This is a genomic window from Deefgea salmonis, assembly GCF_020531905.1.
Classification (GTDB): domain Bacteria; phylum Pseudomonadota; class Gammaproteobacteria; order Burkholderiales; family Chitinibacteraceae; genus Deefgea; species Deefgea salmonis.
Map to the genome: position 1 here is coordinate 240,789 of NZ_JAJAWG010000003.1, position 23,846 is coordinate 264,634.

Here is a 23,846-nt window from a genome sequence, read left to right on the forward strand (position 1 = left end):
TAAGCACCACCTTTTTTGGAGTACCACATGCCCTTACGTTTGAAAACCCTCGTCCTTCTTGGGCTCTGCCTTAGCCTAATGGCCTGCGGCTTTCATTTACGCGGGCAAGGGCCGGCTTCGCAACTGAACTTTAAAACCATCCAAGTCAGCGGAGGTGGCAGCGCCGCGCAAGAGCTACGCAAAGCCATCATCGTGCAAGACAACGTTAAATTAGTGACCAGCGACGCGCAAGTGGCGGTCAATATCGTCAACGAAAGCAGCGACAAGCAAATTTTAAGCGTGAATAGCAAGGGCCAAGTGGTGCAATACCGCGTGTTTTACCGCGTTCGCTTTACCGCCACGCTCGACAAACAACCACTGATCGAAGACGGCAGCATCTCGCTGAGCCGCACCTTGCAGTGGGATGAAAACAATATCCTCGCCAATGAAAGCGAAGAAGGCAAACTGATTACCGAAATGCAGCGCGATTCTTCGCAGCAAATCATTCGCCGCATCAATGCCGCAGCCAAAGACGTCAATAAAGCTTCAGCGGCATCGGCAGCATCAGCGATTGCGCCAACACAGCCATAATGCGTAGCGAAGATTTAGCCGCCGCAGCCAAACGCAAACTCGCCCCACTGTATATTATTCATGGCGATGAAGCGCTATTGAGCCTAGAAGCGGTGCAAACGCTCAGAGACATCGCGCGGCAGCAAGGCTATAGCGAGCGCGAAGTGCTCACCGTGGAAAACGCGGCACAGTTTCAATGGGAACAACTCATCTCGGCCGGGCAATCGCTGTCTTTATTTGCTGAACTGCGGATTTTAGAATTACGCATCCCGAATGGTAAACCCGGTACCGAAGGGGGTAAAGCCCTAGAAGCCTTTGCTAGCAAGCTCCCCAGCGACACACTCACTATTATTACCCTGCCTCGACTCGATAAAACTGCGCTCAATAGCAAATGGATGTCGGCGCTGGCCAAAGCCGGTGAAGTCATCGAAGCCAAGGTCATCGAGCGCAATGCCTTACCGCAATGGATTAGCAAACGGCTCGCCGTCCAAGCGCAAAGCCTCAGTCCCGAGGCGATGGCGTGGTTGGTCGATCGGGTTGAAGGCAATTTATTAGCCGCATTGCAAGAGATCCAAAAACTCGCGCTATTACACCCGGCGGGCCTGTTAACGCTAGACGATCTGACGGCGGCCGTCGCCAATGTGGCGCGCTACGATGTGTTTCAATTGGGCGAAGCGCTGCTGGTCGGCGACGCCGAGCGCATCGTGCATATGCTGAGCGGCCTCAAGGCCGAGGGTGAATCGGCGGTGCTGGTACTGTGGGCGCTGACTGAAGAAACGCGTAATCTCTATCGTTTTGCCCAAGGCCGAGCGCGCAATATCCCCACCGCGCAACTGATCAAAGATTTACGCCTGTGGGGCAATAAGCAAAAACTCATCGAAGCCGCCGCCGCCCGCGTTAACCGCCGCCAACTGACCAATGCACTACAACAGGCCGCGCGCATCGACAGTTTGATCAAAGGCATTGGCGAAGGTGAAGTTTGGCATGAGCTGACCGCAATGGCGCTAAGTTTAAGTAGAGTGAACAATGCGAATCACCGCTAAGCAACACAGCGCCATCCAAAAAGCCGCTCAACAACACTTCGGCCCTAGCGCCACAGTCTGGCTATTTGGCAGCAGAGTCAACGATGCCGCCAAAGGCGGTGATTACGATTTGCTCATTGAAGCCGATTTAAACGCGGCGCAATTAATCCAAGCCAAATTAGCATTTTTAGTGCAACTGCACAGCCAGCCTTGCCTTGAAGATGAAAAAATCGACGTGGTACTCAGCAGCCCACAACTCACACAAGCCCCCGCCATTGTTGCGGTCGCCAAGCGAGAAGGAATGATCTTATGAACCCACTTAAACTGCGCAGCATCTTTCAAAGCTGCCAACTGCATGCCAGCACCATGCAAAATGCGCTCATGCAGCTAGATCAATTTGATCATCCCGACTGGGGTAATCTGACGATGGAACAACGCCAAATACTAGATCAACTGGCGTATCGCTTTGGTAAATTACAAGACACATTGGGCATGCTACTGCTCCCCGCAATCTGTGACTTAGCTGGCGAAGCTTTTCCACCCAATACGCCATTCGCCGAAAAGCTACAAAGATTAGAGCGTCTGACCGTCATTCCTAGCGTTAGCGAATGGAAAACACTGCGTGAAACCCGCAACACACTCGCCCATGAATATCCTGATGATCCGCAACTGAGTGCCCAATTGATTCAACAGTTTCTAACGGGAACACAGCATTTATTAAGTATCTGGCAGCACATCGCTACGCACCCACTGAGCCAGTCTTTGAGACCACTATGAAAGAACAAATCCTCGTCAATATCACCCCGCAAGAAACCCGCGTCGCTAGCATTGATGAAGGTGTAGTTCACGACATTCATATCGAACGCGCCGCGCATCGCGGCTTGGTCGGCAATATTTATCTCGGCATGGTCAAGCGAGTGCTGCCCGGCATGCAAAGTGCCTTTATTGAAATCGGCCTTGAGCGCGCCGCTTTTTTGCACATTGCCGACGTGATCGAGCAGCGGCAAAACCCCAGCGAAGTGCAGCGCATCGAGCGGCTGATTCATGAAGGCCAAGCCATTATGGTGCAAGTGGTTAAAGACCCGATCGGCAGTAAAGGCGCACGGCTCTCGACGCAAATCAGCATTGCTGGCCGGTTTTTGGTGTTTTTACCGCAAGATACGCACATTGGGATTTCACAGCGCATTGGCAACGATCAAGAGCGCGACCGTTTGCGCGTTCGGATGGAAAGCCTATTGCCCGACAATCATCGCGGCTACATTATTCGCACCAGCGCCGATCATGCCTCAGACGACGAGCTGCGCGCCGATATTGAATACCTCAGCTTGATTTGGGCCGACATCAAAACCAATTCGATCACCCTACCGGCGCGCTCGCTGTTATTTCAAGATTTATCGCTGCAATTGCGCGCGCTGCGCGATATGGTCACTACCGAAACCGACAGCGTTTGGGTCGATAGCCGCGAAAACTTCGCCAAAATGACTGAATTTGCCGGCCGTTTTGTGTCCGACGTGTTGCCGCGCATTCAACTGTATTCGGGCGATCGCCCCTTGTTTGAGCTGCACGGCGTCGAAGCTGAAATCGAGCGCGCCATGAGCCGCCGCGTGAACCTCAAATTTGGCGGCTACCTGATCATCGATCAAACCGAAGCCATGACTACCGTGGACGTCAATACGGGCGGCTTTGTCGGCACCCGCTCATTTGACGACACCATCTTCAAAACCAATCTCGAAGCCACCCAAGTCATCGCTCGCCAACTGCGACTTCGCAATTTAGGCGGCATTATCATCGTTGATTTTATCGACATGGATAATGAAGAACACAAAACGGCGGTGCTGAGCGAACTGAATAAAGCGCTAGACAAAGATCGCACCAAAATCACCGTTTCTAATTTCACCAGCCTCGGCTTAGTCGAAATCACCCGCAAACGCACCCGCGAATCCCTCGCCCACGTGCTGTGCGAGCCCTGCCCCACCTGCCAAGGGCGCGGCGAAATCAAAACCGCACAAACCATTTGCTACGAAATTTTGCGCGAGATTTTGCGCGAAGCCCGGCAATTTAACGCCAAAGAATACCGCATCCTCGCCGCACAATCGGTGGTCGATATGTTTCTGGACGAAGAATCGGCGAGCCTCGCGCAACTGGCCGACTTCATCAAAAAACCGATTTATCTGCAAGTAGAAACCGCGTATACGCAAGAGCAATTTGATGTGGTGCTGGTGTAAAAGAAATAAGGGTATATCTAGCTAAACCTTAAAGATAAAGGCTTAGCTAGATATACCCAAATAAACTAAATCAAACACCGTAAGCGAATACATCAGCTACATAGGGTCGCCTTCAGGCGACGAACAAGCCGGCGAAAGCCGACCCTACAAGACGCCACTTAGCATGAGCGACGACTATGTAAATTCATGCAAATGATCGCGTACCGCTTGGTCGGGTTTAAAGCCAGACACACAGCGCTGTAAAATGCCAATGATTTGCGTTGAATCATTGCCCACACAGGCAATGCTGAGATCGGCAATAATTTGCTCCAGCTCATCGAGCGTTAAGCATTGTTCGTTGGCTTTCATAATCCGGGCGTGCTCGGTGCCGCTAACATTGTCGCCAATCAGCAGTTCTTCATACAGCTTTTCACCGGGGCGTAAGCCAGAAAACTCAATGGCAATATCGCCCGCTGGATTGGCATCATCTTTTACCTTGTAGCCCGATAGATGAATCATCCGCCGTGCCAAATCCACAATGCGAACAGGCTGCCCCATATCCAGCACAAACACTTCGCCACTACCGCCCATGGCCCCCGCCTGAATCACCAATTGCGACGCCTCGGGAATCGTCATAAAAAAGCGATTAATCTCGGGGTGAGTCACCTTAACAGGCCCACCTTCTATAATTTGCTTACGGAACAAAGGCACCACCGAGCCGCTTGAACCCAGCACATTGCCAAAGCGCACCATACAAAAACGCGTTTTGACCGAAGGATCGAGCGCATACGCTTGTAAGGCCAACTCGGCCATTCGCTTACTCGCGCCCATGACATTGGTCGGGCGCACCGCTTTATCGGTTGAAATCAATACAAAAGATTCAACCCCAGCATCAATCGCCGCCGCCGCCGCTGCGCGAGTGCCAAAGGCATTATTTAAAATCCCCTCAGTAATATTAAATTCCACCAAGGGCACATGTTTATACGCTGCAGCGTGATACACCGTTTGCACCCCATAGCGCGCCATAATCGCCGCAAGGCGTAAGCCATTTTGTACCGAGCCCAATACCGGATGCAGCTCAATCGGCAAAGCGTGTTCTCGAATGATTTGGCTGAGCTCTTGCTCAATGGTGTACAAAGCGAATTCAGAAAGCTCGTACAACACCAAATGCGTGGGTTGATTTTTAATAATTTGCCGACACAACTCCGAGCCAATCGAGCCGCCAGCGCCGGTGACCATCACCGATTTACCGCTAATATTGCGGGCGAGTAATTCGTAATTGGGCGGCACCGGTTCGCGGCCCAATAGCTCATCAACGCCTACTTCGCGCGCATCGGCCAAACGCACTTCGCCACTGACCAAATCGGCCATTCCCGGCAAAATCCGCACTTCGACCGCTAAAGGCTCTAGCTGATTTACAATCTCGATTTGCCGCGAGCGCGGCGCAGAAGGCATCGCCAATAACACTTGATCCACCCGACCCAGCGTAATTTGGCCGTGCATTTGATCATTGCTAAAGACTTTAAGGCCGCCAATTTGCAGCCCTTGCTGAGCGACTGAGTCGTCGACAAAGCCAATCGGCTCGTATTCTTGCCCAGTACGCAAAGCCACCGCCAATTGCCGCCCGGCGCTACCAGCACCATAAATTAATACCGTCTTTCGCTCTTTGGATAGTGGCGCTAATTTGCGTAAAATACTCCGCGCAGCAAAACGGCTAGCAATAATAATCGCCATGGCCAATAGCCAAAAAATCACTAAAGAACCACGTGGAATACCGGTAATTTGCAACAGCTGAATCGCAGCAACAAAACCCAACAGCGCCAAACTCACCGCAGTGGCAATGGTTAACACCGCCCTATCCTCGATATATCGAATCACCGCCCGATACAAACCAAAGCGAATAAAAATCGGCGCGGCAATCATAGACGGCAAGAAAAACACCCACCAGGCAAATTGTGTAGGATAAGACCAATCATCTAAACGCAGTGCAATTGCAGCCCATAAAGCCAGGGGCAATAAAATAAAATCCAGCACTAAAATCAATAGACTTTTAGTTGTTCTAGGTAATGCAATTGCTTTATTTAACATAACTTACCTGAGTTTTGGAGCAAAACCAGCCTATTAATAACGCAGAATAAAAAAATAAAAATCAATGCGTTATCCCATCACGGCGAATAACCTTTAAAAAAGTCAGCAGTAGGATTTTTAAATCAAACACAAATGAGCGTCGCTGCAAATACGCCACATCAAAACCCACCTTAACCGGAATCGGCAATTCATCACGACCATTGATTTGCGCCCAACCAGTGAGGCCAGGCCGAATACGATCAACGCCTTTTTCAGTGCGAAGTGCAATTAAATCGTCTTGATTAAACAGCGCAGGCCGTGGGCCAACAAAGCTCATATCCCCGACCAGAATACTCCACAATTGCGGCAATTCATCCAAACTCGATTTACGCAAAAAACCACCAATCGGCGTTAAGCATGCCTTGGGATCGGCCAATAAATGCGTCGCAACGGCGGGGGTATCAATCCGCATCGAGCGAAATTTAGGCATTTTAAAAATGCGATTATTCACCCCGACTCGATCGGACCAATATAAAGCAGGTCCTTTCGAAGTCAGCCGAACCAATATGGCGACAACAATAATCGGTAAAATAAAAAATAAACTAACTAATAAAGCCAGCAAAAAATCAAAACCACGCTTCAACATAAACTCAAATCATCCTTGCTAACATATTTTCTATTAAACGAATCAGTGTTTCTTTTTGATCTGGCGCGGATTCAGCCACCAGCAAAGCTAAAGCAGCAAGGCCCACATCATTAATAACCGGCTGACCATCACGCATCAACGCGCCATTGCGATGCAAAAAATCCACGAACATAAATGCGCCAGTCCGCTTATTACCATCCGATAGCGGATGATTTTTAATCACAAAATACAGCAGATGGGCCGCTTTACTCTCAATGGTCGGATAGGCAGACTCACCAAAGACCGATTGATCCAAATTACCTAAAATCGCCGCAATGCCATCATCGCGCTCGCGCCCGAATAGATCAGTTGCCTCGCCACGGCGCATCAAATCGGCTTTTAATGCAGCAATAGCTGAACGCGCCTCAGTGAGAGTTGGTAGCACACCGCCAGCCGTACCGGCGGGCTCAGTCAACAAACCTTCGTCATAGCGTTGCAACAGCAGAAATGTTTGCGTGTAACGACTGACTATCTCAACCAAACCACGACCAACATCTGCGGTGAGCTCAGGCGCTTGCGCCGTTTTTCTAACTAAAGCTAAAGCAGCCTCTAGCTCGGCAGCGTTGCGCTCTAGCCGCGCCCGATCTAATGTCCAGCCTTGGGAGAGGTGATCCCGCAGCACGCCAGTCGCCCACTGACGGAAACGTGTTCCTTGCTGCGACTTAACCCGATAACCCACTGAAATAATGACATCGAGGCTATACACATCAACAGGCTTGTCCGAAGAAGCAATATGCATTTTTTGCATATTGCCCTCTTTACCTAGCTCGCCTTCCTTAAATACATTACCAATATGCCGCGATACTACCGACTGATCTCGACCGAACAAAGCGACCAATTGCGCTTGAGTCAGCCAAACCGTACCTTGCTCTAACCGAACATTCACCGCGCCATTAGCGGCCTGATAGATCAAGATTTCGCTCATTAATTACAATCCCCAGTAACGAATATTAAAGCTTTGCTACTTTCTGTAGATCCAAAAAGCCCCGCGCCGTCTTGCGCAAAGCCTCATCCACACTCAGCGGCGGCGTCCAGCCTAATACATCTCGTGCCTTAGAAATATCCACTTGCAAAGAGCCACATAAACGCTGCGCCATATCGGATTTACCCAATATGCGCGCACCAGACTGCAACATCCACATCGGCACAGGAATCAAACGACTCGGAACATTTAAAGCATTAGCCATTTTTTGAAAAAGTTCGGTCGTTGATAAATCCTCACCATCGCCAGCCAAAAAAATCTGATTAGCTGCAGCAGGATGATCAATACAAGTAAAAATCAAATCCACTAAATTATCTAACGCCACCAAACTACGCTGATTATGAATTGCGCCTAATGGCAGTGGAATGCCTTTTGCGACAGCTTGAATTAATCGGCCAAAATTGCCTGGCGCTTTCGCCCCATAGACCAATGGAGGCCGAATAATAACCAATTCCATCGAACTACCTGCAAGCAAATCCCGCAATCCAATCTCTGCCTCTAGTTTTGAAAGCGCATACGGCTCAATTGGATTAGGTTGATCAGACTCTAAAAATGGCTGTGACGACTGATTGCCATTAACACCGATTGAACTAATAAAAATAAAACGACGAACACCAACAGCCAAAGCCTGCCTAGCAAGATTCAATGTACCTTCTACATTCACCTTGCGAAACTCAGCTAGCGGATCAAGGCAAACATCATTCAGAATATGAGCACGCGCGGCAGTATGCACAATCACATCAATATCAAGCAATGCATCAGACCAGTTCGTATTACCATCAATACTGCCAACTGAAACGGCATCGTTATTATCTCGTCTTGCGACAGCACGAAATTGAATTTCTTCATGGCTTAAAAAAGCGCACAAAGTACGACCAACAAAACCATTTGCACCAGTGATTAAAAGCTTATTTTTCATGTTGACGCAGCATCAAAATAAAAACAATAAAACCTAAACGATCACGAAACCGACGGCGACACTTTGATACAGAAACTAATAATTTAAATTTATTCAGCAACGATGGATTCTTGATCCACTGAATAGGCATTACATCAACTGCATTGATTGCAGTAGAAATCAACATAATTTGATTTAAATACCAGCCATCATTCAATTTATTAAATCTAGACTTAGCGGCTGCGAGCCCCTTATTAACGCCAATCACATTAGTGGCATGCTGCCGATAGCGCATACTAGGCACGGGATCAATAAACCAACGCAAGCCATTGTGTCTCGCCCATGCATAGATAAACCAATCATGCAGCTCAATGCCGTTCATTGCATCTGCTTCCTGGGTAATAATTGCTTTTAATTGATTAGCAACTGCGGCCTGCATCACATAAGTACAACCAGGCCCTGCAGCCTCAAAATGGTGGTCCCATTTCATCTGAGGCTGAGCTTTATCAATCAGCATTTCACGGCCACTCTCCCAAAAAGCCGTTACATTACTTGAATAAACATTAGCTTTTTTTTCATCAAGAGCATTAATAGCACGAATTAACTTATCCTCAGTCCAAATGTCATCTTGATCTGCAAATGCAACATAATCAAACTCTTCAAATGAGACATCTCTCAACAATCTAAAGAAATTTGCACCCGCTGATCCAAAACTTTCTCCTGTGCTTAATATTTTAAGTTTTGGATACTGGTTAACTAGATCAAAAACATATTGTTCTGTGCCATCACTAGATCTGTCAACGCTAATAAAAACTGTAATATCTACACTACACTGCAAAAAAATAGTTTGCAATTGCTTCGCAATACTTCGCTTACCATTATATGCCGCAAGTAAAATTGCAACGCTAAAATTTTCAAAAATCATTTCGAAATTACATTCCTTAACCAGTTTCTGGCATACCTAAATGGAGGGAAAACCACTAACATCCCTAAAATATATTTAGCATTTAACGTTCTCATAAAATACATATACATAAAAGCAGAAATTTCAACAAAATGAGTAAATGATTTTGAAGAGTTAGTTATCTGAGCCCCATGCCGACGGTACTGTAGTACAGGATAATCAATATTAAAAAACTCATACCCAGCTCGCATCATGCGAATAAATAGCTCATGATCTTCAGACATAAAACTAAACTTATAACCTCCAATATCAATTAATGACTGCCTAACAAACATTAACCCTGGATGACAAAGTGGATTTCGATAAGGTAATACATTGTAAATTTCAGCATTTGTTTTATAAAAATTAAACTTCTTCATCAACAAATTACCATTTTCATCAATTAACTCAACTCGGCCACCAACAACACTAAAATTTGGATTTTTTGAGAAAAAATCAATTTGCTTCAAAAATCTATCAGACGAACTGATATCATCAGCATCCATACGTGCAATATATTTTCCAGATGCCAACTCCAATCCATAATTTAATGCAAAAACCAAACCACGGAGGTTTAATCTGATCAACTTGACACGAAAATCAGAACAACAAACTGCACTAATTTTTTCATACTCATGGTCATCCACACCATTAACTAGAACTATCAATTCAAAATTTGAATACGATTGATTCAAAATACTATCAATAGCGATCGGAAAATATTCATCGAAAGAAGAAACTGGAAGAAGCACAGAAATAAGTTCAGAAAATTGATTCATAAGAGACCATTAAAAAATCACGAGTTGTCACATTAAAATAAAACATTACAAAAGAATAAAAAAACACTAAAAAAGCACCAAGAACTCTCCGAGATCTTATAGATAAAAAATAAGATGCTAGAAAAGCATCAACTGAAATGAAATATCCACCAATCCTCTGAGAGAGCACGGGAATCTCAGAAAAGACCAAATAGGATACTATTGAAAAAAATACGGATAATAACAAAATATTGATTTTTACATTTTTTTGCTCTCTCAAGATAAAAAGAGCGGAGAAAAGAAAAAATGTAGCCCGAAAAACTGCAGCAAACGAAGAGTACTGAGAAGGATCTATAAAGTCAGAACCATTATACTGAGCCAACATCCCTACGCTACCAAAGATATAAATTAAGTTATTAAAATTTAGCAATGGATATATAAAAAACAAGATCGGTATCAATAATAAAAAAGCTTTCTTTCTATAAAAAAATGCAGGACCAAGAGCGAGAAATGAAAAATATTGAAAACAAAATGCACTAAACATAGCAGCATATAACGCACGACGAGTCCAAAGATTAAGTAAAACATATACCACTAATAAACTAGCTACTGAATTTCTAATAGCGGCCAAATCTTTCAGCAGAAATGAGTTTGAATAATAAACTAACCAAACCACTGAAAAATTTAAATCATGCTCTTTACAGATAAAAACAAGAATAACAAATGACAACAAAGACATCATTATCATTAACAACAAAGGATCACTACCAAACATAGACAGTAATTTTATTATAATTTTAAAGCCCAACTCTCCATGAGCTTGAAAAAAACCATCAGAAAAAATAGCCGAATTACTCACACTATTAAATATAGATACATACTCTTCATAATCTGGAAATTTTTCAGCCCTAAACGCCGCAAGTAAAAATGACAAACCAGCCACAAATAAAGAGCAAAAAAAAGCAAGCTGTTTGTTAAAAAAAACAACAAAAAAACTAATTAATGATAGCAAATAGATAACAAAATAAATATTAAGACTATGCATATTTAATTGCCAGACCATCTTTTTATAAAGCTATGTGCCACTTTAGTTTTATCATGTTGGTGCACAACAAATTTACGTGCATTTTGAGATATTTTCTCAACATCAATCTCCCCGTCAGAAATACGCCGTAACTTATCAACAATATCTAAATGACTAGGTAGAGCATTAATCCCAACAGGATCAATCAAACCATACCCCTTGTAAAAATATTCTGAAAAACCAGAAAAGACTACTTTCCCACATGCCATAGCATAGAGTGCATTCATTCCCTGGTCCCTAGAATAAACCTGATCAAAAAACACATCGCAATTATTTATTTTTTTAAGATATTCAACATAAGGTACACCACAAACTCGCTCGTAACTAAATCCTTTGATCATGCGAACAGCCTTCTCGAAAAACTCATCACCTTTTCTAAGCGACTTACCAGGCTGCACTCCATGCATAATCTGATATACCTCTTTGGACTCAAGTGGCTTAAATTCAAATGGAGAAAAGTCCACTGGAAAGGGAATAATTTCATGCTCAACCCCTAATCCAAGGCACCAATCATAGTCAAAACTTCCTGGAATTATTGCATCTACTTCTGAATATATTTTTTTTGACAATCGTCTTATTGCAGGATTTGCCAAATATTTGATGGGATGTACAATTTCCCGACTTAAATACAATCGTGAATCTTGAAACATTGATTGATATGACGCAGTCGATAAACAAGCGGAGACCCAATTCAAATCATCTCCGCAAGAATATAGAAAAACTTTACTATTTTTCCTCCTAAGAATATCGAAAAGAATTGAATTGTTCGATATTGAACATTCATCAACAATCACAGGATTAACAATCTGAACAATATCAAACCCACTCATTAAATCAATCAATTCTTTATTTCTCAAAATGAATTCAGAATCATGAATACCTAGCAATCTAGAAATTTTTCCGGACACGCATACTTTCCAATAATAATCAGAAGGGATTTTTTTGAATCCATCTCCAGCTGAGACAAGCATTACATCATGGCCGAGCTCAGCCAATCCTTTTGAAAGATTCAAATGAACACCACTGTAATCACCAACCAATAAGACACGCATTCAAAGCTCACTAAAATTATATTAAATACAAAGATTGAGCTACAAAAATACAGACAACCACTCATAACTCAGTTAAATAAGTAGGTTAACCTAAGTTTTCTTAGGGTAAGGCTATGTAAAGCAAGATTTAGCAGAAATAAAAAACAAGAAAAAATTTGTGTAAGTACTTAAGTGATTGCTCATAAATTAATAAATAAGTTAAGTTTATTCATAACAATAAAAAACCATGGCACATAGAAATCCAACCCAACGGTAAAAAATAATTTACTCGACAGATTGTCTATTATCAACGAGAAATTTTTCTCACGTTAAAAAACAAAAACAAAAAATATAAAATATAATTCAACAAATAGGCAGAATTAGCCCCTTGCGTGCCAAACTGACCAACTAAAAAATATGAAAACATCACAAACATACCTGAAAAAAATACTTCCGTGACCATAAACCATTTCGTAGCTCCTCGCGCAAGCATGGGATAGGCATATAACCAACTGGCAATCTTAATAACATCCCCCATCAGTTGAATGGCAAATAAATCACGAGCAGAACGGAATGCCTCAGTAAATAGCAGACTAATTGCAATATCGCGCAGGAAATAGACCGCTAAAGCCATAATGGCAACAATGGGGATAATAATCCGAGCTGTGCTATTAATTTCTTTCAGGATTGCATCTACGCCTGATAATGAAGCGAGTTTAGGTAAATAGTAAGTTCCCAAGGCCATCGTAATGACACCAAGATACACTTCGGATATTTTCCACACCGCTTGCCATTGCCCTGCTTGCTCCCAGCCAACATGAGACACTAGGATATTACGCACCATCACGAGTGAAACTGGGATGGTGAGGGCGCTGGTGACCGCCATCAAAATATATCCGCCAATCGCTTTTCTTTCTTCACTCGCTGATTGGCCCCACCAATACCGCAACTTGAACCAAGGTTGGCGCAGTGATGCGATCAGCATTACGACACCAATTAACCCTGCCTGCAACGCCGCGGCTAACAACGCTCCCATCAGATTTTGCTTGATGATTAAAGCAATCATCACCAGCGATGAAATCACCGTAGAAACCATGCCAAGGCCAATATAGCGGCGATATTGCTGCAGACCATTAGTCACGGAAGTAATTAACGTTCCCATTGCGGTAAAGGGCAATGCCAAAACAGTAATTATGATTAGCCAAGCATAATCACCACTGGCAAATAGCCAATGTGATAATGGTTTCGCCAATACCAATCCCAGCGGGATAAGTATTGCCAGCAAGATCACAATCCATCTCACACTGGCTCGCCACCAAGGAGTGCAAGCATCAAAACCCTGTTCTTGATGCTGGGCGGTAAAGCGAACGACACCCGCGCCCGCTGGCGCATTGATCATGCCATTCAGGATGGCAACCATGCTTTGCACTTGCCCCAGCATCGCCATTCCCGTGGGGCCGGTATAAATTGCGACCACTTTGGCAATCACAAACCCCATTGCCATTCGCAGTAAAGTCAATAAACCCGTAAACAATGTAACGGTTAATAGCTTTTTCACGCGAGGTTGGTTATTGCAGCAATAACGGTTTGCACTTCGCCATCACTCATTGTTGGCCCTAACGGTAGACTCAACACTTGCTGATGAATCTGCTCCGCAATAGGAAAGCTGAATTGATTAAATTCACAATATGCGGGCTGTTGATGCGGGGGAATTGGGTAGTGAATCATGGTTGCCACACCAAGATCAGACAGTGCTTTTTGCAAAGCATCTCGATTCGGGGTACGCACTACATATAAATGCCAAGCCGATTCAGCGCCATCCATGATGGTCGGTAAAACTAATGGCAAGCCTTGCAAACCCAAATTATATTGCCGAACAATTTCTTTACGGCGTTGGGTTTCCTGATCTAAATAAGGCAACTTTACCGATAATAATGCCGCTTGTAATTCATCAAGGCGGCAATTAAAACCTTGTACTTCATTATGGTATTTCACTTTTGAACCATAATTGAGCAAGACTCGAATTTTTTCTGCAAGTTCGGTATCATTCGTCGTTACTGCACCCGCATCTCCCAATGCACCCAAATTTTTCCCTGGATAAAAACTAAATCCAGCGGCATGCCCCAAGCTACCTACTTTACGGCCTTTATATAATGCGCCGTGCGCTTGAGCAGCATCTTCGATTACTTTCAAGCCATGCTTTTCAGCAATCGCCATAATTGGATCCATATCCGCAGGCTGACCATAAAGATGCACCGCTATAATTGCTTTAGTACGAGGGGTAATTGCGGCCTCAATCAGACTTGGATCAATATTGTAGGTATCTATGCACGGCTCAACTGGTACGGGCGTTGCGCCTGCATACGTAGCAGCTAACCAAGTAGCAATATAGGTATTGGTCGGTACAATGACTTCATCACCAGCACCAATACCATAAGCACGTAAAATCAAATGCAATGCATCCAAACCATTGCTCACACCAACACAATGATCTGTGTTGCAGTAATCTGCAAATGAAGCTTCGAACTGTTTAACTTCATTACCTAATACATACCAACCAGAGTCGATAACGCGAGTAAATGCATTAATTAATTCATCACGGTGCGCTAAATTAATGGCTTTTAAATCAAGAAATGGAATCATTTTATTCAATACTCTTTACAAAACGTGCAGGAACACCAGCCACTAAAGTTTTTTGTTTCACATTTTTGGTAACAACAGACCCCGCACCAATGGTCGCTCCTTCGCCAATTACCACTGCAGGTAATAATGATGCGCCAACGCCAATTACGACATTATCTTCAATGATCGGGCCAACGACATGATCAGAATATCCGGCACGGACTACATTATCGTTTGTTGTGCCCACTAATAAACTAATAAATACATCATTGCCAATAACGGCATTGCCGGTAATATGCGTGCAATCCATAACTTTAGTGCGATCGCCAATTTTGGTATTGTAATTCACAGTTACATAGCGACTTAAAATGCAGCGGCTACCAATTGTGCATTTTTCTCGAATTGAGGCACCATCGCCTAGTAATGTATTATTGCCAATGGCCACATCATAAAAAATAACTGCATTCGGTCCAATCGAACATTCATTGCCGATTTTTACAATCCGTTCAAATTCTGGTTGACGAGCTAAAGCACCTGCGCCTTTTGGCTCTTTACCAATAAAAGCACCTGGAAATATTTCCACTGCATTACCCAAAACAATACCATCAGCAATAACCACATGTGGATGAATAATACAATCATCACCAATAGTTACATCACCAATAACTGCAAATGGCATAATCGTTACATTCTTACCGATGACAGCTTTATCGGATATAACTGCGGTTTGATGTATCATTTAGTTTCACCATTAACAATATTAATAAATTCTTCATGCTTTCTTAAATAATCACTTTCACAATAATAATCATCAGCTAAAACCATCAATACGCAATCTTCACTAAAGTCATACATTTCATGCCAGACTAATGGTTCAATCAGCAAGCCCTGTGCAGGGTTATCAAGCAGCAGTTCTATTTTTTCTTTGCCATCATCCAAATGGAAACGGCAATAGCCTCGCATAACAATTGCAACTTGTTTTAATTGCTTGTGAGCATGAAACCCACGCCGTACACCTTGCTGTGTTCCAAACAAGTAATACACGCGTTTAATTGGGAAAGGAATGTTTTTATTCTCTTCCAAAGCCACCAAAGCACCACGCTCATCACCATGTTTTTGCAACTGTATTAATTTAATTTGCATTAAAAAACCTCTGCTAAATTGAGTGGACACCCCAATTGATCTTTCATAGATAAACTCGGCATTGTTGAAGTCCCCCAATCAATTGCCAATTCTTTATCATTCCATGCAATTGTTCTTTCATGATCTTTATACCAATAATCCGTCGTTTTATATAAAAACTCAGCAGTCTCACTCACCACCATAAATCCATGGGCAAAGCCTTCTGGGATCCAGAGTTGGCGTTTATTTTCTTCGCTCAATGTAACGCCAACCCATTGACCAAAAGTCGGTGATGATTTACGCAGGTCCACCGCCACATCAAATACTTCGCCTTGTGTACAACGAACTAATTTGCCTTGTGGATGCTGGATTTGATAATGCAGCCCGCGCAATACGCCTTTGACTGAGTTGGAGTGATTGTCTTGCACAAACTCTACTTTTCTACCAATAGCGGCTTCAAATTTAGCTTGATTAAAGCTTTCATAAAAAAAACCACGTTCATCACCAAATACTTGTGGCTCAATAATTTTAACGTCTGGGATTTGGGTATCGATGATATTCATAGTTCAGGGAGTAGGGGGCGGGGAATAGGGATTAAAAATCACCTGTAATCCAACGCCCAATTCTCAATTCCTTTTTTATTTATAGGTCGGGGGGCAGTTCGCGTCGCGCAATGCGCCCTACTTTTAATAAATTATTATTTAATCATGCGTAGCAGATATTGGCCGTAGGCGTTTTTCTTTAGCGGTTGGGCGAGTTTTTCTACTTGAGCAGCGTCAATCCAGCCGTGACGATACGCAATTTCTTCTGGGCAGCACACTTTTAAGCCCTGGCGCGCTTCGATGGTTTGAATGAATTGGCTGGCTTCGAGCATCGATTCATGCGTGCCGGTATCTAACCATGCATAGCCGCGACCCATGGTTTTGACGTCTAATTGGCCTTGCGCTAAATACACGCTATTGACATCGGTAATTTCTAATTCACCACGTGGCGAGGGTTTAATATTTTTGGCAATTTCAATCACGCTATTGTCGTAAAAATATAAGCCGGTTACCGCGTAATTGGATTTCGGTTTGAGTGGTTTTTCTTCAATCGACAGCGCTTTACCACTCGCATCAAAATCAACCACCCCATAGCGCTCTGGATCATTAACGTGATAAGCAAAAACGCTAGCGCCGTTTTCTTTATCCGCAGCGGTTTTTAATAAATCAGCAAATTCATGGCCATAAAAAATATTATCGCCCAACACCAGTGCCACATTATCTTGGCCAATAAATTCTTCACCAATAATAAACGCTTGCGCCAGACCATCTGGACTTGGCTGTACCGCGTATTGCAGTTTGATACCCCATTGGCTACCGCCACCGAGCAATTGCTCAAAGCGTGGGGTGTCTTGTGGGGTAGAGATAATCAAAATATCGCGAATTCCCGCCAGCAATAGCGTGCTCAGCGGGTAATAAATCATCGGTTTATCGTAAATCGGTAGCAATTGCTTGGATACGGCGATGGTGGCGGGATAAAGTCGAGTACCCGAACCACCGGCTAAAATAATACCTTTACGGCTAGGATTTGCGATTAGGGATTGGGGATTAGTCATTTTTGCCATTTTTTGTCATGGGTTATGCTTGTTTAAGCCACGAAACGGTTTTACCCGTCGCCATTTCATACAGTGTTTCTGGGCTCACATCAAATCCGCAGGGCCACGCTAACGTGGGCCATTCATCAAGATAAAATTGCGAAAATAATGCTTTATCTTTCAGTTGCTGGGCAATTGGGTAGCGATTAATCAACTCAGTTAAATCAACAATACCGATTTCATCGGTATTGAATTTCAATTGAATACAATAGCCATCCAAATATTTTGCGGATTCAATATGTATCATGATTTATCCTTCACACTCGTGGTGCGACTTTATGGAATTCTTTACATGCCCACATTGCCATTAATTCAAAGTTGCACTATCACCGGGTAGCCAATCCCCCAACACTTCATCACTCGTCCATGGGCAAGCCTCTGGAAAAATATCAAATCCAAGTTGAGTTTCTTTATCGGCAGCTTCTCGTGCATCTAGCCATGCATCGTCCCACCAGCCGCGATCATTCAAACTCGCTTTTAGGCTGGGGGTATTTTCTAGGCGTCGGCTCAACGCCTTGCGCTGTTCACGGATCGTATTTTTCCAGCTGCTTCCCTGTCTGTCTGGCTGATATTGCCATTTGAGCAAGTGCGCTAGTAGTAATGCCATTCGGTTCGCCAATTCACGTTGTTCGCTTTTACCCACGTCTTCAATCTCCTCGGCAATATGCGCTAAATCCAGCAGTTCAAAGCGCCCAGCACGAATCAACCTCGCTTGCTCGCTGGCCCACGCAACAATGTCTTGTTCATAAGAAATAGTCATTGCAATCTCCTTCACTTCATAGCCATTAATTGCGTCATCACTTGCTGCACACCAACTTGCCAATCGGGTAGCACTACGCCAAAAGTGCTTTGCAACTTTTGCGTATTCAAGCGTGAATTGGCTGGGCGTGGTGCGGGGACAGGGTAGTCGCTAGCGGGAATCGCTTTAATCGCTTCGCCAGCAATTTTTAGGGTATAGCCCTGCTCAGTAGCAATTTTGTTGATTAGCGACGCATACCCATGCCATGAGGTTTCCCCTGAGGCGACGAGGTGATAGGTGCCATAGAGGTCAGGGATTGGGAATTGGGGATTGGGGAATGAGGACGCGGCACTACCTGCTACTCCCAAATCCCCACTCCCTACTCCCCACCCACTATCCATCACCTGCCGTATCGCATGTGCGGTCACATCCGCGATTAAACTCGCTGAAGTCGGCGCGCCGATTTGATCGGCCACCACACTCAGCGCATCGCGCTGCTGCATTAAGCGCAGCATGGTTTTCAAGAAATTAGCGCCATGCGCGCCAAAAACCCAACTAGTGCGGAAAATCAAATGCCGGCAACCGCTGGCGCGAATCGCCTCTTCACCGGCTAACTTAGTTTTGCCGTAAACCGATTGCGGATTTGTTACGTCGTCTTCCAAATACGCGCCGTCTTTGCTGCCATCAAACACATAGTCGGTCGAATAATGCACCAGCAAGGCACCGAGCTTGGCGGCTTCTTCGGCAAAGACTTGCGGTGCTGTGGTATTGAGTAACGTCGCTAGCTCAACTTCAGATTCGGCGCGATCGACCGCCGTATGCGCGGCGGGATTCACGATGATGTCTGGGCGAATGCGTTGCACTACTGCACGGATGGCGTCGGGATTGGCTAAATCGCAATCATTGCGATCCAGCGCAATCACCTCGCCCAGTACGGCCAGGCTACGTTGCAGCTCAAAGCCCACTTGGCCGTTTTTACCCGTGAGTAGAATGCGGGGAGTTGGGAGTGGGGATTGGGGAGTGGTCATACGCTTTGTCCAATTTTTTTATGTAAGCCACTTAACAGGCGACCAACTAAATTCATTTGTTCAAAAAGAGCTAAATCCTTAGGAACATAACCCAGCATTAAAGCAATTTCAGCTTGCGTATCTAACTCACTTAAGGAACCACGTGCGATGTTTAAAAAATGCAAATATTCTTTACTTGTTCCTCGCGCCACACCTTCCGCAATGTTTGATGGAATAGAAACTGCAGCACGCCGCATTTGGCCAGTCAAACCAAAACGTTCATCATTTGGAAATAGTGCGGTTAACTCATAGATCGTTTTGACTAACAGCATGACTTGTCGCCATGTTTCCAATTGCTTATGCGGTTTATCCATTCCCCACTCACCGTTCACTATCCAAAGCCATTTGCAAACTATTTTCTAATTGCATAAAACCTGCTACATATTGATCGACTTTATCCAGCAAAACTGACACTTCGCGTTCGTCATAAACATGACTCGATAAATTACGCATTTCAATCATATCAAGCCATAGCGCATCATCTTGCAATAAACCCTGTGCGAAAGCATCTTTAAAAATCGCTCGCGGATTTTTGCTATCGATACCCACAAAATCTAAATATCTTTTTAATGCTTTCCAAGCCATTTCAAATGTGAATTCAAATCGTTGCACATTCAAATCAAGCACAACATCACCAAAACCCTCTGCACGCAATTGCACACTTTCGGTCTGAATTAACTTCAATCGTGCCAATGCGCGAGAAAAATACAGCAAACCATCTTCAGCGCGTAATTGCTTATTCGCACTAAATAAAACTCGACCGGTTTCCTTTACTCGATTTGCAAATCGTAGCTCGGTATGTGCGATATTAGCGACATCCATTTTTAGTAAAGTCGGCAACTCATCAACTGCACTACGAATTTGTGTTAGCACATCCCAATCGGCATCCGCATCGGCAAATGCAAAGTCATAATCACTCGTTGCTTTGGCCTCACCATCCACACGCGATCCAAATAACCAGATACGACTTGGTTTTGCATGGCGTAAAATAATGCCCACCACGGCATCAATGAGCTTTTTATCCAAAGAAGCCATGTTTTTATTATTTCCCGTACTGTTGATCAAGCCACTCACGATAAGCGCCGCTGGTTACATTGCTCACCCAGTCTTGATTGGTCAAATACCACTCTACGGTTTTACGAATGCCCGATTCGAACGTCTCGGCCGGTTTCCAGCCCAGTTCGCGCTCGAGTTTGCGCGCATCAATCGCGTAGCGACGATCATGCCCAGGGCGATCGGTTACATAGGTGATTTGGCTGCGGTAAGTGGGGAGTAGAGATTGGGGAGTAGTACCCGTCTGCTGACTCACTACTGCCCGCTCTTCACTCCCTACTCCCAACTCCCTACTCCCTATCGGAGCCAGCTCGTCCAGCAAGTCACAAATCGTATGCACCACATCCAGATTGGCTTTTTCATTCCAGCCACCGACGTTGTAGGTCTCGCCCACTTGGCCCGCTTCGAGCACGCGGCGAATCGCTGAGCAGTGATCTTTCACATACAACCAATCGCGAATCTGCTGGCCATCGCCATAAATCGGCAGTGGCTTACCGGCCAGTGCGTTCAAAATCACCAATGGAATCAGTTTTTCTGGGAAATGATACGGGCCGTAATTATTCGAGCAATTGGTAGTTAAGACCGGCAAGCCATAAGTGTGGTGCCAAGCGCGAACCAAATGATCCGACGCCGCTTTTGATGCTGAATACGGGCTATTGGGCTCAAACGCCTTGGTTTCGCTAAACGCCGGATCATCGGCTGCCAGCGTGCCGTAAACTTCGTCGGTCGACACGTGCAAAAAGCGAAACGCGGCTTTTTGTTCCGCCGCCAGCTCAGTCCAATAACCGCGCACGCTTTCTAATAAATTAAAAGTGCCAACGACATTGGTTTGAATAAACTCGCCCGGCCCAGTGATTGAGCGATCCACATGCGATTCGGCGGCAAAATTCAGCACTGCGCGAGGTTGGTATTCAGCGAGCAATTTACTAATAATTTCCCGATCACCAATATCAGCCCGAACAAATATATGACGGGTATCGCCCTCTAGGGCTTTGAGGGTATCGAGGTTACCGGCATACGTCAGCTTATCGACGTTAATCACCACCTCGTCGCAGCCAGCTAGCCAATCTAAAACAAAGTTACCACCGATAAACCCAGCTGCGCCGGTTACTAAAATTGTCATTGAATTATTTACCTTTCATGCAGATTTATATAAACCACAAGGGCCTGATATAAATCAAAAAATAAGTTATTTATTCATTTTATTAGTGCTATTTCATCTCAATAATTAGAGTTTTCACGCACATAAAATTAAGTGGTTAAGAGAAAAATTTTGACTCTTCGTAGAATTTGCTCAGCCAACAAAGCATTGCATTCGCTGGCAAGCCAGCTCCTACAAGTTCCAATCAGTTATTCGTGACCACTTAACATCTTTTATTTTGCTTTCCAAGCCGCACCAATTTTGCTTAATAGCGCTACTGACTGGCTATTTTCTCTTGATTTGGTGATGGCCTCAGCAATAAATGCCCATAAAATACTTAAAAACAGCGCGGCAAATGTGGCCAACAATACAATTAACGCCCGTTTAGGCCCTGATTTTTCATCCGGCACTTCGGCGGCGGTCATTTTTAATTCATCGCGTTCTTGTTTTTTTAATAATTCAATGCGGCGATCAAGTCGCTCGATTAAAGCATCCCAATACGCTTGTTGCTGCAAAGCGCCGACGGCGGCAATCCATAAACCGGTATTATTGGCATTGGCTTGTTTTTTCATACTATCAACGACCAAGCGCTGCAAACTCGAGAGTTGATCTTGCATCCGTACCAATTCGTTTTGCATCATATCGCTCACCCCACCTTGCAAGGTCGATTCAGCTTGAATCGCGGCTAAGCTGGTAATGCCATAACGATCTGCCGCCGACAACTGATTAATCATTGCGGCTAAATCGGCTTGTTGAATTTCGGCATCGTATTTATTTTTATTTTTTTGCGCCATTTCACGGCGAGTTTCTAATTCATAGCGATACTTAGAGCTATCCAATAAACGCATGCTATATAAATTTTGCTGTAGCGCTAAACCCATTTTATTGGCCAATAAAGCAGCAAATTCTGGATCATCATCGGTGACATTAATATCTAAAAAACCATCTTTAGCATTTAACACAACCTTAACCGATTGCCCCATCGCCTTTCGCGTTGCTTGGCGGCCTTTAGTCTCAAAATGCTCAGCCAATTTCATTTCTTTAGCGATGGCTTCTTGCACCTGATCGTTGCTCAATACCCAGTTGTAAACCGCCGCATTTTTCGACGGGGCAATTTTTAGCGTAGCCGTGTACTGATTGGGCAAACTGAACGCCACCGCAGCCGCAATCACTGCCACCAAAATCGGTAGGCCAATAATCAGTTTTTTGTGTTTGGTCAGTACGAGGGCCAGATCCAATAAAGAAATTTCATCTTCGGTATCTAGCTTACGATTAGATTGCTCGCTGGAGTTGACTGCTGTCATTGGCGTGTATTCTGTAAAAGAGTGAAAAATTCAAAAACATCGACTAAAAGTGGGAATTATTATAATCGACGAACTGTATATTTTTGTCTTTTGTAAGAAAAAAGCCAGCAATTATGCTGGCTTTTTGATTGAAAACATACACAACATAATGCACATGTTAAAATTCACAGTAAGATTTGCAACCAAAAGCATCGCAGTATCATTTCACTTTATTTCGTCAAATAGTGAGAACAGAGGATGCAAGCCCTTAAAATTCAAACACCGGCGTGCTAACCCGCATTCTTGGTAAGTTGTAATCAAAGACTTGTTTTTGCTCGAGCACTGCGCCGGCCTGGTGATATAAAGTGGCATACATCATCGGCTCTTCACCAATAATGGCGAGTAAATGGCCATCATTGGCTAATTGGGCCAACAAACTGGCTGGCGCTTGATCGAACGACGCGGTGGCGATAATGGCGTCAAATGGCGCTTGGCCATTGGGCGCCAAGGCATCGCCCACTTCGGCGCGGGCGTTTTTAATGCCGGCGGCTTTCAGTTGCGCATTGATAAAAGCCACATACTCAATATCGGCATCCACCGCCACCACCTGCGCGCATAAGCCGGCAGCCAAGGCGATTAAGTAAGCTGCGCCGGGGCCAGCAATCAGCAATTTATCGGTAGGCTTTAAGTCGATTTCTTGCAATAAACGCGCTTCAACCTTAGGTGCAAGCATCAGCTGGCCATGCGCCAATGGCAGTTCAACGTCAACAAAAGCCAATTCTTTTTTGTCCGCTGGCACAAAGTCTTCACGGCGAGTATTCAGCACCCGCGCTAGAATCACAGGATTTAACACATTCCACGGGCGAATTTGCTGCTCAACTAAAAGATAACGTGCGTTTTCCCAATCCATGTTTGCTTCACCTCAAGACAAGCCGACTACGGCGATTAGATTATTCAATA

Annotated in this window: 27 protein-coding genes; 5 read left to right on the forward strand and 22 right to left on the reverse strand. The window is 44.5% G+C overall.

What is annotated here, in order from left to right; genetic code table 11:
- Positions 1 to 27: 27 nt before the first annotated feature.
- From LG219_RS07395 to rng, 5 genes are read left to right on the forward strand one after another with little or no spacing between them, the layout of a single operon-like run.
- Complete coding sequence (locus LG219_RS07395; protein WP_226763878.1) at positions 28 to 570, forward strand: LPS-assembly lipoprotein LptE; 543 nt, start codon at positions 28 to 30, stop codon at positions 568 to 570.
- Entirely contained in the window at positions 570 to 1,592 is a 1,023-nt protein-coding gene (gene holA, locus LG219_RS07400) for a DNA polymerase III subunit delta (RefSeq protein ID WP_226763879.1), read from the forward strand. The genes LG219_RS07395 and holA overlap by 1 nt, the downstream gene beginning before the upstream one ends.
- The gene (locus LG219_RS07405) at positions 1,576 to 1,884 is read left to right on the forward strand and encodes a nucleotidyltransferase domain-containing protein (RefSeq protein WP_226763880.1); all 309 of its coding nucleotides are present in this window, start codon (positions 1,576 to 1,578) and stop codon (positions 1,882 to 1,884) included. The genes holA and LG219_RS07405 overlap by 17 nt, the downstream gene beginning before the upstream one ends.
- Entirely contained in the window at positions 1,881 to 2,348 is a 468-nt protein-coding gene (locus LG219_RS07410; RefSeq protein WP_226763881.1) for a hypothetical protein, read from the forward strand. Before LG219_RS07405 ends, LG219_RS07410 begins: the two co-directional genes overlap by 4 nt.
- Positions 2,345 to 3,796 (forward strand): ribonuclease G, encoded by a 1,452-nt coding sequence (rng, locus tag LG219_RS07415; protein ID WP_226763882.1) that lies wholly within the window; start codon positions 2,345 to 2,347, stop codon positions 3,794 to 3,796. Before LG219_RS07410 ends, rng begins: the two co-directional genes overlap by 4 nt.
- 174 nt (positions 3,797 to 3,970) lie before the next feature.
- Here the strand turns inward: rng and LG219_RS07420 are convergent, their stop codons facing one another.
- From LG219_RS07420 to LG219_RS07525, 22 genes are all read right to left on the reverse strand, one after another.
- The gene (locus LG219_RS07420; RefSeq protein ID WP_226763883.1) at positions 3,971 to 5,863 is read right to left on the reverse strand and encodes a nucleoside-diphosphate sugar epimerase/dehydratase; all 1,893 of its coding nucleotides are present in this window, start codon (positions 5,861 to 5,863) and stop codon (positions 3,971 to 3,973) included.
- Positions 5,864 to 5,924: 61 nt separating this feature from the next.
- Entirely contained in the window at positions 5,925 to 6,488 is a 564-nt protein-coding gene (locus LG219_RS07425; RefSeq protein WP_226763884.1) for a sugar transferase, read from the reverse strand.
- A gap of 4 nt (positions 6,489 to 6,492) precedes the next feature.
- Complete coding sequence (locus LG219_RS07430; protein WP_226763885.1) at positions 6,493 to 7,452, reverse strand: virulence RhuM family protein/type II toxin-antitoxin system death-on-curing family toxin; 960 nt, start codon at positions 7,450 to 7,452, stop codon at positions 6,493 to 6,495.
- A 25-nt stretch (positions 7,453 to 7,477) separates the two neighbouring features.
- Positions 7,478 to 8,428 (reverse strand): UDP-glucose 4-epimerase family protein, encoded by a 951-nt coding sequence (locus LG219_RS07435; RefSeq protein WP_226763886.1) that lies wholly within the window; start codon positions 8,426 to 8,428, stop codon positions 7,478 to 7,480.
- A complete protein-coding gene (locus LG219_RS07440; protein WP_226763887.1) occupies positions 8,418 to 9,332 on the reverse strand; it encodes a glycosyltransferase in 915 nt (304 codons plus the stop codon). Before LG219_RS07440 ends, LG219_RS07435 begins: the two co-directional genes overlap by 11 nt.
- Entirely contained in the window at positions 9,329 to 10,129 is an 801-nt protein-coding gene (locus tag LG219_RS07445; protein WP_226763888.1) for a glycosyltransferase, read from the reverse strand. Before LG219_RS07445 ends, LG219_RS07440 begins: the two co-directional genes overlap by 4 nt.
- The gene (locus LG219_RS07450; RefSeq protein ID WP_226763889.1) at positions 10,113 to 11,153 is read right to left on the reverse strand and encodes an EpsG family protein; all 1,041 of its coding nucleotides are present in this window, start codon (positions 11,151 to 11,153) and stop codon (positions 10,113 to 10,115) included. The genes LG219_RS07445 and LG219_RS07450 overlap by 17 nt, the downstream gene beginning before the upstream one ends.
- Before the next feature lie 2 nt (positions 11,154 to 11,155).
- Positions 11,156 to 12,244, reverse strand: coding sequence for a glycosyltransferase family protein (locus LG219_RS07455; protein ID WP_226763890.1), 1,089 nt, complete (start codon positions 12,242 to 12,244; stop codon positions 11,156 to 11,158).
- A gap of 286 nt (positions 12,245 to 12,530) precedes the next feature.
- Positions 12,531 to 13,670: an O-antigen translocase gene (locus tag LG219_RS07460; RefSeq protein ID WP_284691626.1), complete on the reverse strand. Its 1,140-nt coding sequence runs from the start codon at positions 13,668 to 13,670 to the stop codon at positions 12,531 to 12,533.
- Positions 13,671 to 13,777: 107 nt separating this feature from the next.
- A complete protein-coding gene (locus tag LG219_RS07465) occupies positions 13,778 to 14,866 on the reverse strand; it encodes a DegT/DnrJ/EryC1/StrS family aminotransferase (RefSeq protein WP_226763892.1) in 1,089 nt (362 codons plus the stop codon).
- 1 nt (position 14,867) lies between these two features.
- Positions 14,868 to 15,584, reverse strand: a complete 717-nt coding sequence (locus tag LG219_RS07470; protein ID WP_226763893.1) for a DapH/DapD/GlmU-related protein — start codon at positions 15,582 to 15,584, stop codon at positions 14,868 to 14,870.
- Entirely contained in the window at positions 15,581 to 15,988 is a 408-nt protein-coding gene (locus tag LG219_RS07475) for a sugar 3,4-ketoisomerase (RefSeq protein ID WP_226763894.1), read from the reverse strand. Before LG219_RS07475 ends, LG219_RS07470 begins: the two co-directional genes overlap by 4 nt.
- Positions 15,988 to 16,530 carry a dTDP-4-dehydrorhamnose 3,5-epimerase gene (rfbC, locus tag LG219_RS07480; protein WP_226763895.1) on the reverse strand — a complete coding sequence of 181 codons (543 nt, stop codon included), beginning with the start codon at positions 16,528 to 16,530 and terminating at the stop codon, positions 15,988 to 15,990. The genes LG219_RS07475 and rfbC overlap by 1 nt, the downstream gene beginning before the upstream one ends.
- A 134-nt stretch (positions 16,531 to 16,664) precedes the next feature.
- A complete protein-coding gene (gene rfbA / locus LG219_RS07485) occupies positions 16,665 to 17,564 on the reverse strand; it encodes a glucose-1-phosphate thymidylyltransferase RfbA (RefSeq protein WP_226763896.1) in 900 nt (299 codons plus the stop codon).
- Positions 17,565 to 17,586: 22 nt separating this feature from the next.
- Positions 17,587 to 17,850 carry a DUF2442 domain-containing protein gene (locus tag LG219_RS07490; RefSeq protein WP_226763897.1) on the reverse strand — a complete coding sequence of 88 codons (264 nt, stop codon included), beginning with the start codon at positions 17,848 to 17,850 and terminating at the stop codon, positions 17,587 to 17,589.
- A 60-nt stretch (positions 17,851 to 17,910) separates the two neighbouring features.
- Complete coding sequence (locus LG219_RS07495; protein ID WP_226763898.1) at positions 17,911 to 18,363, reverse strand: DUF29 domain-containing protein; 453 nt, start codon at positions 18,361 to 18,363, stop codon at positions 17,911 to 17,913.
- An 11-nt stretch (positions 18,364 to 18,374) separates the two neighbouring features.
- On the reverse strand, positions 18,375 to 19,370 hold the full coding sequence (rfbD, locus tag LG219_RS07500; RefSeq protein WP_226763899.1) for a dTDP-4-dehydrorhamnose reductase: 996 nt from the start codon (positions 19,368 to 19,370) through the stop codon (positions 18,375 to 18,377).
- Positions 19,367 to 19,723: a four helix bundle protein gene (locus LG219_RS07505; protein WP_226763900.1), complete on the reverse strand. Its 357-nt coding sequence runs from the start codon at positions 19,721 to 19,723 to the stop codon at positions 19,367 to 19,369. The genes rfbD and LG219_RS07505 overlap by 4 nt, the downstream gene beginning before the upstream one ends.
- Positions 19,724 to 19,730: 7 nt before the next feature.
- Positions 19,731 to 20,483 (reverse strand): HI0074 family nucleotidyltransferase substrate-binding subunit, encoded by a 753-nt coding sequence (locus LG219_RS07510; RefSeq protein ID WP_226763901.1) that lies wholly within the window; start codon positions 20,481 to 20,483, stop codon positions 19,731 to 19,733.
- Positions 20,452 to 21,585: a dTDP-glucose 4,6-dehydratase gene (gene rfbB / locus LG219_RS07515; protein ID WP_226763902.1), complete on the reverse strand. Its 1,134-nt coding sequence runs from the start codon at positions 21,583 to 21,585 to the stop codon at positions 20,452 to 20,454. The genes LG219_RS07510 and rfbB overlap by 32 nt, the downstream gene beginning before the upstream one ends.
- A gap of 251 nt (positions 21,586 to 21,836) precedes the next feature.
- Positions 21,837 to 22,907: a Wzz/FepE/Etk N-terminal domain-containing protein gene (locus LG219_RS07520; RefSeq protein WP_226763903.1), complete on the reverse strand. Its 1,071-nt coding sequence runs from the start codon at positions 22,905 to 22,907 to the stop codon at positions 21,837 to 21,839.
- A 247-nt stretch (positions 22,908 to 23,154) separates the two neighbouring features.
- Positions 23,155 to 23,796: a protein-L-isoaspartate O-methyltransferase family protein gene (locus tag LG219_RS07525; protein ID WP_226763904.1), complete on the reverse strand. Its 642-nt coding sequence runs from the start codon at positions 23,794 to 23,796 to the stop codon at positions 23,155 to 23,157.
- Positions 23,797 to 23,846 lie beyond the last annotated feature (50 nt).